Annotated in this window: 7 protein-coding genes and 1 pseudogene; 3 read left to right on the top strand and 5 right to left on the bottom strand. The window is 42.5% G+C overall.

Going from position 1 to position 10,862, the window contains the following annotated elements; all coding sequences use genetic code 11:
• The coding region (locus LEP1GSC060_RS00190; protein ID WP_036094871.1) for a peptidoglycan DD-metalloendopeptidase family protein at window positions 1–5,514 on the top strand (5,514 nt) is incomplete at its 5' end.
• Between the two features lie 81 nt (window positions 5,515–5,595).
• Window positions 5,596–6,273, top strand: a complete 678-nt coding sequence (locus LEP1GSC060_RS00185) for a hypothetical protein (protein ID WP_196221618.1) — start codon at window positions 5,596–5,598, stop codon at window positions 6,271–6,273.
• 231 nt (window positions 6,274–6,504) lie between these two features.
• Here LEP1GSC060_RS00185 and LEP1GSC060_RS19050 read toward each other — a convergent pair.
• From LEP1GSC060_RS19050 to LEP1GSC060_RS20430, 3 genes and pseudogenes are all read right to left on the bottom strand, one after another.
• A pseudogene (locus LEP1GSC060_RS19050) lies at window positions 6,505–6,825 on the bottom strand (integrase core domain-containing protein); the annotation flags it as partial.
• A 114-nt stretch (window positions 6,826–6,939) separates the two neighbouring features.
• Window positions 6,940–7,827, bottom strand: a complete 888-nt coding sequence (locus LEP1GSC060_RS20435) for a DDE-type integrase/transposase/recombinase (RefSeq protein ID WP_002993201.1) — start codon at window positions 7,825–7,827, stop codon at window positions 6,940–6,942.
• 100 nt (window positions 7,828–7,927) lie between these two features.
• Window positions 7,928–8,332 (bottom strand): hypothetical protein, encoded by a 405-nt coding sequence (locus tag LEP1GSC060_RS20430; protein ID WP_002993206.1) that lies wholly within the window; start codon window positions 8,330–8,332, stop codon window positions 7,928–7,930.
• A gap of 417 nt (window positions 8,333–8,749) precedes the next feature.
• Here LEP1GSC060_RS20430 and LEP1GSC060_RS00175 point away from each other — a divergent pair, with 417 nt between their 5' ends.
• Window positions 8,750–8,959, top strand: a complete 210-nt coding sequence (locus LEP1GSC060_RS00175) for a hypothetical protein (RefSeq protein WP_002993199.1) — start codon at window positions 8,750–8,752, stop codon at window positions 8,957–8,959.
• Between the two features lie 449 nt (window positions 8,960–9,408).
• On the opposite strand, the gene LEP1GSC060_RS20195 is transcribed toward LEP1GSC060_RS00175, so the two are convergent.
• Together LEP1GSC060_RS20195 and LEP1GSC060_RS00160 are read right to left on the bottom strand one after the other, a co-directional pair.
• A complete protein-coding gene (locus tag LEP1GSC060_RS20195) occupies window positions 9,409–9,729 on the bottom strand; it encodes a transposase (RefSeq protein ID WP_002993208.1) in 321 nt (106 codons plus the stop codon).
• A 431-nt stretch (window positions 9,730–10,160) separates the two neighbouring features.
• Window positions 10,161–10,622, bottom strand: coding sequence for a transposase (locus LEP1GSC060_RS00160; protein WP_002993203.1), 462 nt, complete (start codon window positions 10,620–10,622; stop codon window positions 10,161–10,163).
• Window positions 10,623–10,862: the final 240 nt, after the last annotated feature.

Here is a 10,862-nt window from a genome sequence, read left to right as displayed (position 1 = left end):
ACACCTAGTATAAATCAACTGAAAAACAGCGCATCGAGTGATCCTAGTTTAGTTGCTGTGTTTGGTGACATGGATGGATTGCTTGACGATCTACAAGACGCATTGAATACAAACGCTTCTTTGGGAACACTGGCGGAGACGTTAGGGAATTTTTTTCAAAATCAGATTTCTAACGCAACGGCCAAAGCGGACTACTGGAACATAACGAAATGGCAAGAGACGTATGCGACACAGACGGTGGCATTTTCCCAGATCGTAGGAAACTCTTCGGTAAGTTGCGTCAATTATACGGGATCGGGATGTAACAACGTAGCCAGCGGGAATCGATCGATCACATACCACAGTAACGGAAGCGTATTGGGTTGGAGAGCGAGCAGCGGTTCCTTGGTCTATCAATCGGACGAAACCGGTACGGTGGGCCAGGGATCATACGATTCTTCTGCATATCTTGAAAGTTCACATTATCAGATCAGTTGTCAAGGATGGTTAGATCTAGGCGGCACCTGTAGCGGAGGATTTGGAGGTTACGAGTCCAACGGAGTTTATTGCGGTGACAGATACGAATTCTGTGGATATACCCGAGACACGATCATCGACCAAAACTATACGGTATCTGTAAGCGGATCGTTCAACCAACAACAGGTTGCAAACAACAATAATATCCGAAATGCAATATTAGGAGGATATAATACTGCATTTGGACAATCCGCGCAAGTGGGGAACGCCGTGGCGGGATCGAGCGTTGCATTGGAAACAAAAGTGTGGTTAGGTGGAACGGCCCTTACCTCCTCGAACTGGTTTAGTTCGTTAGGACTGACGAACCAAGTGCAGATCCAAACCAAATACAAATACATCGATACGGCGATGCAGGCGAACCAAGACTTTTGGTCCGGATTGGCGGGTCAATTTACAAGTATATCCTCTATGTTCTTGTCTCTTGTGAACCCGTTGAAGGACTGGGAAGCGAGATCGGCTCAGTATGAAGAAGAATACCAGGCCAAACTTTTAGAACTGGAACAAACCAAACAAAGTACGATCACCAACTACGACGACCAGATCGCACAGATGAAAGCAGCGAGAGGCGCCTGGGTGACGGAAGTATACGGATACCAAATAGCCGGGATCGAAGGAAGCGCAGACAACGCAGACAGCCAGTACAGAAACGGAGAAGAGAATTGGGACAACACGATATCCACTTTCCAACAAGCCGAACTGAATTGGTACTTGTCCGCCAAAGATACACTGCAACAAGCGGTGACAGCGCCAGACGGAGAAACTCAATTCCAAACAAACGCGATCACACAAGCGAACCAACTGCAAACACAGATTACAAACTCGGAAACAAACACAACACAGCTCTACAACGCGGCGACGGGACTGTATCAAACGTATCAATATTCTGCGGCTGGGAATGTGATGCAACAGGTATTGACCAATCAACAAAACCAAACGAGTTGGAACCAGCAAGGAGCGGCGTTGTCTCAAAGTATCGCGGATTCATTTGGAAGAAGTGATGCCTACAAAACAGCGGAGTTAAACGCAAGCAACCGGATCAATGCTTTGGCACAAACGATCTACGGAAACGGCGCTTACATAGTAGACAACACGGAACTGCAGTCTTTACAAACCCAAGCCAGCGGCTATGAACAGAACCAAACGTATTGGCAAAGTGAAATCAACGGAACGAACGGCGGATTTAACTTTAGCGGAAGAAACACCACGAGTCAAACTAAGGAAGCTTTGTATACGGATATGATAGCGGACATCGGTGTGGCTACAACGTTACAATCGGAAGTGGTGGATGATGAGATCACGTATTTAAAAGTTGCGAATGAATATTTTGAGAAGTCCGAAAGATACCAAGAGCTTGCGGACAAGGCGAAGGGCGAAGCGAAGTTTGACGAGGCGGCGCTGTATACCGGATATGCTGTAAGAGAAAAGAACAACGCACTCGGATATCTGAAGAAAAAATACTTCAACCTCGGGGAAGAGATCACAACGGAAGTGGACACAAGAGGACTTACCTTTACGAGAAACTCTTTTTTGAGTTACAGAGATACGTTATTAAACAAGAACTTCCAAAATACCACTCAGATCGGCAAACAGATCCAAGACGGAAAGAACGCGGTCGCTGGAATCCTGGCGGAAGGAGAAAGTTACGGACAAGTCCAAGGAATGTTGCAAACGGCTCAGAACTTGAACCGGCAAGGCGCTGAGAACAAAGAACGGATCGAGAAGCTACTTTTGGAATCCAAAGAATTAGCAAATCGTGATATTGGCGGAGGACTGCTCGACGGATTGCAAGACATGATCGCAAGCATCCAAAGTTCTTTACCGCAAGAAGTAAGTAACAACGGAGTGAGCCAATACATCCAGGCACAAGAAAAAGAGTTAGCCGCCAAACAAGAGAAGGCGAACGAACTCCTAACACACATGAACTCCCTTGTGACGAACAACGACGACCTCTCCGCGTTACAAACCCTACTCCAAGGAAGCGGACAGGCGATGAACCTAGCAGCCAACAGCGCTGTGTCTAAATACTTGGACGACTACGCCAAAAAACTGCAAAAGGACAACGAAGAAAGAAGCGCCAATCTCCAGAAGACGTTGATGGAAGCCCTGACCAACGGAGACCAATACAAATACCTCCGAGACGCGGGATATGGATTTAGAGCGGACGGAGACGGGATTTCCGCCTACAGACAGATCTACAGCGGTGAAATTGCCATCGACGGAAGTGCGATGAAAAGCACGAGTTACTCTCCCGAAATGGAATATCAATATCTACGAATCGAGACAAAGTTTAGTCCGGGAAACCTGAGCGTGGACATGTTGAACCCGAACTCGACTACGTTTAGCGCGGAGATGGTAGCTAACGTAAAGAACTACATCGACGATATGCAGAAGAACGTAGAAACGATGTTCGCTCAGTTTAGTGACAAGACCAACGAGGTGAAACAAGAATACGCAGAGAACCAAGAGATCCGAGACTACAAAAAGGAACTCTACAAAGAGAACAAAGACAACATCTTAGCAGAGTTTCAAGGACTGGAAGGAAACTTCAAACAAACGTTTAACCCTACGATGAACGGGTTGAAAGACTACCACGAACAAGGATCGAAATACAACTTTTCTACCGGAAGTTTCAAAGGCCAAAGCGGTGACATGAAAAAAACCGGCAAAGCGATGTATGACGGGGCTAACATAGAGGACACGGTCTTTGCGGGTAACCGAGAACTGAAAGGCAGCGTGAGCGTGAAGGGAATTCCCGTTGAAATCAGTTACGGAATGCAATACCTGATCGTAGCATCCGGTTTTAATATATCGAATCTCGGCTACGACTTCAAACTGAAGTTGTCCGGAACGAGTTTTGCGGAGAGAGAACTTTCGAACGTAAACCAGAAATATACCCAGTATGAGGAAGACATCCAATCCCGGATCGACAAACAGGCGAAGGCGAATGACGCGGAGAAGGAAAGTAAGGGTTTCATATTCACAATCTTGAATGGAATGAACGGCGGAAGCGGAAGTATGGGCCAGAGATTTACCCAAGCGGTTCGATCGGAAGCACAAAGCCGTATAACGGGTGCAGTGGCGGAAGCTACGGGTTTACCTGCGAGTTTAGTGGGAGCGCTCGTCGGTGGTTCCAGCATGAAAGACGCCGTGAAAGCGTATGTCAAAGACGAGACGACGAACGCGATTTCGAAGGCGACGGGAATCCCCGCTTGGATGATCTCGAACCAGATGGAAAAGATGAACAAGCCGAAGGAACAGTTCTATCAAACCCAAGAGTTCCAGATGGTAGTGAGTGTGGCGGCGGTAGTAGCGGCTCCGTTTACCGGCGGAGCGAGTTTGGCAATCGCGATGGCAGTGGGAGCCGGAATCGGAGCAGCCACCGGAGCGGCGAGCGGAGGACTGAAAGGTGCGTTAGTCGGCGCTGTGGGTGGAGCAGCGGGCGCTGCCGTTAAAAGTTTTACCGGTGGAGCGGTTAACGTGGGACTTAGCTATTCCGCAGAAAACGGATTTGGCGCGAGCGTCGGAGTCGGTTACGGACCGGCATCGGTAAGCGTTGGCATCTCGGAGAGAGGCGGCACAACTGTGGACGTTGGATTTACGGGCAAAGGATTTAACGCTGGTTTAAGCTACAACAGTAAAACAGGAAAAGCTAATGTGAACGCGGGGCTTGAAGTTGCGGAAGGTATGAACCTCGGAATCAGCTACAACGAAGGCGACGGCTTTGGTGCTAGTGCGAGTAAAAGTTTTAGTAATGGTATCAATGGAGGAATTAGCTGGAGTGAGAAAGGCGGCGTAGGCGGTAATATCGGCTACGAAGCTCCGGGAAACAAGAACCAACCGAAAGATTCTCTTGCCAACAAGATGAAAGGTGCGGGCGGTAGTTTGAGCTTTAGCCAACGAGACGGTGTATCAGCTTCTTTGAATGCGTCCGGAGGTGTGAACGCGGGTAACTGGAGTCAGTCGGGCGGCTTCCAAGCAAACACGAACTTTCTGAACGACAAGTGGAAGGCTGACTTTGTTTCAGGTCAGGCGAAAGAAGACGCAGACGCTCAAGAAGCTTCCAGAAATGCTCAAAACAAAAATAACGCGGAATCCGGAGCTGCGACAATCGCAGGTGCTGGGGTTGCGACTCAGAGAAGAGAGGGAGACGATGGAACAACACCTCATGCGAATGGAGAACCTGCGGATCCTGTTGATCAAAGAATCAATCAGTTGAAGAAAGAGTTGAGTGAAGGGATCTTGCTCGCAGATGGAAACGGTTCGATGAGCGACGCGGGCGGCGGTTCTGGAGTTGCGGGAGCGGCGAAAGAACTTTCGAAGAAGATGGCGGAGTTGCAACAGTTGGAAGGTCAAAAGGCTGCCGGTCAAAAGCCTGCGAGTTCTAACGTTTTGTATGGTGGAGTAATTCAGAATGCTCTTGGTTCCATTGCAGATGGAGCGAAAGGCTTGTGGGATCGGGTGACGGGGGGTGGAAATCAGAAGCCAGAGCATAGTAGCTCTCCTACTACTCCTACGAATGGCGGTATTTATGAAAAGGATGGAATTAGAATGCCTTATGAGTTTAGACCAGGTAAAGATGGGGACTTTAATCAATTAAGAGCAGGAGGCACGAAGATACATGGAGCAATTGACTTTATTGTTCCGGAAGGAACTCCAGTTCGGGCTGTAGCTGACGGTGTTGTAGGTAAAGTTCATGATAAACCAAGCGAGTTTTTGAATTATAAGGACCCCAATAAGACGGATAAATTTGACGGAGGAGCAGCGATTAACATTTCCCATAGAAACGCTGAGGGCAAATTGGTTTCTACTTACTATGCGCATAATTCACAAATTTTAGTCAAAAGAAATCAACCAGTAAAAAAAGGGGACATTATTGCTTATTCAGGAAATTCAGGTACATCTGGTGAAGCCCATTCACATTTTACAATTTATCTAAATGGGAACCAAAATACACCGACAGATCCACGGCAATTTAATTGGGACAAAGAAGGCTATTAATAATTATATAGCGAATAAGTTACATTACGAAATATAGAGGTGGTTTCCGATTATATGTCAAGTGTTCGATTTATAGGAATCTTGATCCTGATTCTTTCTCTTTGCGAATGCCGCAAAGAGAAAGTTGTCAAGGCATTAGTATTGCCCGTCTCAGGCGTTATCTTATATGAAACTCCGAATTCTCAGGGCAAAAGTATACTTAGAATACCACACATGTCTTCAGTTATTTTGATTAAATCAGATAAGTCTGAAGTCTTTAAAAATGATGGCACAACAGTATCATCCAAATGGGTATATATAGAATATGGAAAATACAAAGGGTGGGCATACGGTGGCTATTTAGAATTACCTGAGATGATAAAAGAAAAGATTCAGAATCAGGAATATCTAACTGGAAATTGGACAATCACCGACATCGTTGAATGGCAAGATGAAGATCAGATTCAAATAATGGCAAATAGCCTGTATGACGGAAAATATAATATAGTTTTAAATCCTAATATGTCTATTAAATACGATTTTCATAATTCAATATTAACTTGCAATAACTCAATTTGTTCATTGGTAAAAGATAAAAAGGAATATTTAAAATTTGAAATCATCAATACAAACGAGCTAAAGATCCTAACTTCACCTTTTGGAGATGTTGATGGTGTTCCGTCTGGCAAAATGGAGTTATATAAAATTTTAAAAGAAAACGGTTCTTATTTTAAAGAAACGAATTGCTGCGTAGAATATATTGAGCCTCGCATAAATTAAAATGACAGAGGCTTTTGCAAATATAACAGAGCGCTGGTGTAACTTTGGCTCTGTTTTTGCTTCGAAAGGACTTTCAAAAAAAGTAATTTACCATTTTTTGAATCAGATTTTAACAATCAAAGAAGGATCAGGACATAGGCATCCCTACTCACTCGAAAGTGAATTTCAGAAATTACAGCTAATTCGGGTTATGCGACTTTTTCGTAAGAAGGTAAACTCAAATTTCGCTTCCTATGGGTCGCGAAATATATGATACAATCCACCGAGGATTGGAGTAGCAACAAGCTTCGCCGAACCGTCGGTGGGTCGTTTCAGAATCGGAGAAGGTACGGGACTGTCTTTGTTTAGAGCGAGATGAGTTCGATGATGATTGTAAAAATGAATGAACTCAGTTAGATTTTTCTCGAGATGGTATTGGTTGATTGGAATGAAGAAGTCCAAAAACTCATTGCGGCAAGTCTTAATCCAGCGTTCAGCATAGCAATTTTGCCAAGGAGAATAGCGAGTTGTCTTTTTGTGCTTGATTCCCAACCTTAGCACATTCCAAGTGAAAACTGGACATATCGGTTCACAATAGTGAACCGATATGAAATTAGCAGGACTGTAAAACAGAAAACGGTCCTATTATCAAAAGCTAAACTATTTTCGGAGGACCCGGGGTAAAAACTAACAAACTCCGCAGGAGGCGACTCTGTTTGCATCGTATCTAAGTTTTTTAGCTTCTTTGGATTGTTTTTTCAATAACTCTGAATCAACGGAATGACCTTGATAAATTTCTGCCGGTGTGAGAAGATATCGCCCTGCTCTGTTTGGCCTTTCTTGGTTGTAGATGGGAATCCATTCATTCAGTTTTTTTAATAGTTCTTCTCTGTTTTTAATTTCTTGACGATAAAGACATTGGTATTTCGTAATTTTGTTGATGGCCTCAATGGGACTGTTGGAAAAAGAAACGTCTTTCCCTGCGGTGATTTTGTTGATCGGCAGATTGTTTTCAAAAATGACTTTTTCTAATTCACCTTGATTTTCCGGGCCACCGTCTGTCATCAAATGAACGAAAGAAGATTCTTTGGAGAGATTCAAATTGATTAAAGGAAAAAGATCGGGTAAGGTCAATTTAGAAAAAGAAGTTTGATACTTGAAAACGGCTTCCTTGACTAAAGAAGCACAAACGGAACTGTCAACGGAATCAGCGACTTTAAACCCTAAAATCATCTTAGAGAAGTTATCGATTAAGATATAGATATGGGATTTGATGTTGTCTTTGGTAACAAACTGAGTCACATCACAATGCCAAACTTCATTGGGACGCGAAGTATTAAAACCTTCTTTCCTTAACTTTTTAAACTTGTTTGAAAAGAGTTCGGGACGAACCACTCTAACCCATTTGTAAAAGGAAGACAAACTACAATGAAGAATATCGTTCTTTCTAGCATATCCCCAAATGGAAGAAAGCGGCCAAAACAAAACGGCCTTTTCTAACAGAAGGTTTTTTAAAGTATCGATTTCCTTTTTTGAGATCTGCCCGATGAATCTTTTGTAACAAAGATTTTCCAAGGAACTACTGCATTGAAACCGAACTTGGAAAGCCCAACTGTGAAAAGTGGATTTGGAAATATGAAACTTCCTTAAAGCTCTTTTAAAACCGATTTGTTTTTCAACTCTTTGAATCGTACGAACAATCTAGTATAACTTGAACGGAGTTTCTCATCTTTTTCGGAAGAGATTTGATTTGAAGAAGACATAGTTTGATTTTTGCAAGAGCGATGATACCTTTTCGAAGGGTAAGAGAGTTTTCCAAGCGGACGGAAAGGGAGTTAGCTTCTCTTTGAAGATTCGGCTCCAGCCCGTTAAACCGAAACCCGTAGACGTTACGAAAGGAATTCGGGTCCTTTTTTTTGAGAGAGTGAGCTGTTGATTTGGGTATTTTTTTGAGTTCTTGATCGGATACGTTTCCGTTAGCGACACCTAGTATGAATTTCCAAGCCGTATCATATGAATTCCTGCTTTTTGTATGTTCAGTAGAACTTGTCGTAGACGAAGAAACGATTCGGGTTTTCATATTTGTATCTGTGAATATATCGGAATATATGAATCACAAAAGAGTGAAATTATACTAGGTGTTTAAAAAAGTGCGTATTTTAGTCGAGAGATTTGAGAATTTGTAAGACAACCGACGGATGAAACGGAAAGTAAAGAACCTGTAAAATCGATGGTTAGAGTTAGAAATTCCTTAATGTAGTCAGGGAGTAAACGAGGTAACTTCGCCTCATTGGTGAGAGGTTTGTATCTTTTTTATAAATTCTCAAAAATTGAGTGGACGAAGAATTGTTTTTTGATTTTCTGTTTTCAATTTGTGAATATGTTGACATATATAAATCACAAATGAATTTTGGAAGTATTTTTTGTAATATGGAACATAATGATAACTTTCTTTTAGAAGAACGGCGAGGGAATCGCTTTTGAAGTTGGTGAAAGAATGAAAGAAAACGGTATTAAAAAAGGTTTTGAGTTAGGGGAAGCGGTAAAGAACAAAGTAACACCTCGTATGATGTATGTGGAAGTTGTTTGGAGCCCGACCGTATCTTGTGTTTACTTTGATCCGGAAAAAGAAGCCCTTGTGAAAGTTCAGATGTTGCCTGAAGATTTGGAGCGGATTAAGGAATTACTTCCCTATCTTCCCAAGTAAAATTAGGAACTAGTGGTTAGGGATTAGGGATTAGGGATTAGGGATTAGGGATTAGGAGTTAGGGATTAGGGATTAGGAGTTAGGAGTTAGGGGTTAGGAGTTAGGGGTTAGGAGTTAGGGGTTAGAAGTTAGGGGTTAGAAGATTTTCTGAATTACAGATTTCATTAGAATTGTTGAAAAATTAATTCTCCATTTGTTTCTGTTTCATTGAAACGGACAATTGAAGCAGTTTTGTGAATCGCGACTATTGAATTTTTCAACAACTCTATTGTGTTTTAACGAGATTGGGTCCGGGGGTTTCAAGTCGCTAGGCGTTAGGAGCTTTTCTGAATAGGCAGGTTAGTCACTAGGAATTAGGCGTTAGGTGATTGCAGAAATAGAAAAATCAACCTTTGTTAAAGCCTGATCGCTCTATTAGGAAAAAGTAACTAACCCCTATCAACTAATTCCTAACTCCTAGAACGTGCAACCGCTTTGGGAAGCAGTTTTTGAAGTCGTTCGAAGGAATCCACGCCGTAAGGAATGAGATATTCATTTTTAATAATACCATTAACTCTTTCAGCGAACGGATTCTCATAAACGTCATACGCAGTGCTGTTCTTGATATGGTGTATACGTGTCAACTCCAGGAACTCTTTAGAATGATACTGACCGCCACCGTCCGAATGAAAAATGACACCTGTAATCTCGTGATTCAAAGACTTACGAAATCGAATCGCCATCTTGAGAGCAGGAATCGAAGTTTGTTCCGCAAAAAGTTCATTGCTCACGTTTTAGGTTTTAGGGATTAGTTGATAGGTGATTTGCAGAATAGGAAAATTACACTTTGTTAAAGTCCGATCTCTCTATTAGGAAAATGTAACTAATTCCTAATCCCTAGCCACTAATTCCTAAAACGTCACTCACCCAAACCTGATTCGGTCTCGAAATTTTTAATCCAATAACAAGGTTTGGGAATCTCGTAACACCCAAACTATTTGTAGTCTTTCTGTAATTCTTAGAAACGACTACCTGGAAACCGCGTTCAAAGCAGAATGCCTCAAAACGGTCCCTACCTATCGTTTTAGGGCACATCATTCGATAGATCTTTCTGACGGACATTTTAGGATGATCTTTACGAATGTTTTGAACCATCAGTAATAAATAACTTATTTCCTCTTGCATACGCAAATGACGATTCACCCTTTGATGGAAAGCCTGTTTACTGATGCCTAACATTGAATACAACGCGGACATTTTTATTTTCAGTCCGGCCCTTTCTTCCCAATACCAGAGCAGCGTTTGGAACCAAATTTTTTTTAATATCTACAGAGTATTCTTTCTCCGCAAACTCGATCATCTTCTCTTGAAAATCGATCTTCATCTGCTTCTGACCGATGACACTTTCCAACTCTTTGATTTTGGCTTTCAGCGCTTCTAACTTTGTTGATACACTTTCTTCTTCGATGACCGTTCTCACTCCCTTTTTTCGATTCTTTGAATACGAATAGATCCACTTGTAAATCGAATTTCTCGTCACCGAATACTCTCGACTCACCTCTGCGATCGTCGTCACTTTCGTTTCTATATCCGACACGATCTGACGTTTCAATGGCTCGCTGAACCTTCGCAATTGACGACTCGATTCTTCTCTCAGTTGGTTTAACTTTTGTCTTTTGTTCATTTTCCCTTTTTTTCAGTCGAAAAAAAGGTCAACCTATTTCAGGCAAGGTGTAAAGTCATAAAATCAGGTTGACAGAAATCATGATGCTCGATGAACGAATTCAGGAGTTAAAAAACCTAAATGTTGGTGAAGCCTAACATTGTTGAAAAGAAAAACGGCTTGATTGACGGCGACTATATCTAGGTGTAAAAGAAGCAAAAGAATTGACTAACCCAAATTCGTATTTATACTAGGTGTGGT

The sequence above is a fragment of the Leptospira weilii serovar Ranarum str. ICFT genome, from assembly GCF_000332415.1.
Classification (GTDB): domain Bacteria; phylum Spirochaetota; class Leptospiria; order Leptospirales; family Leptospiraceae; genus Leptospira; species Leptospira weilii_A.
Note: the sequence above shows the minus strand (reverse complement) of the source record. Positions and strands in the feature narration are given on the sequence as shown.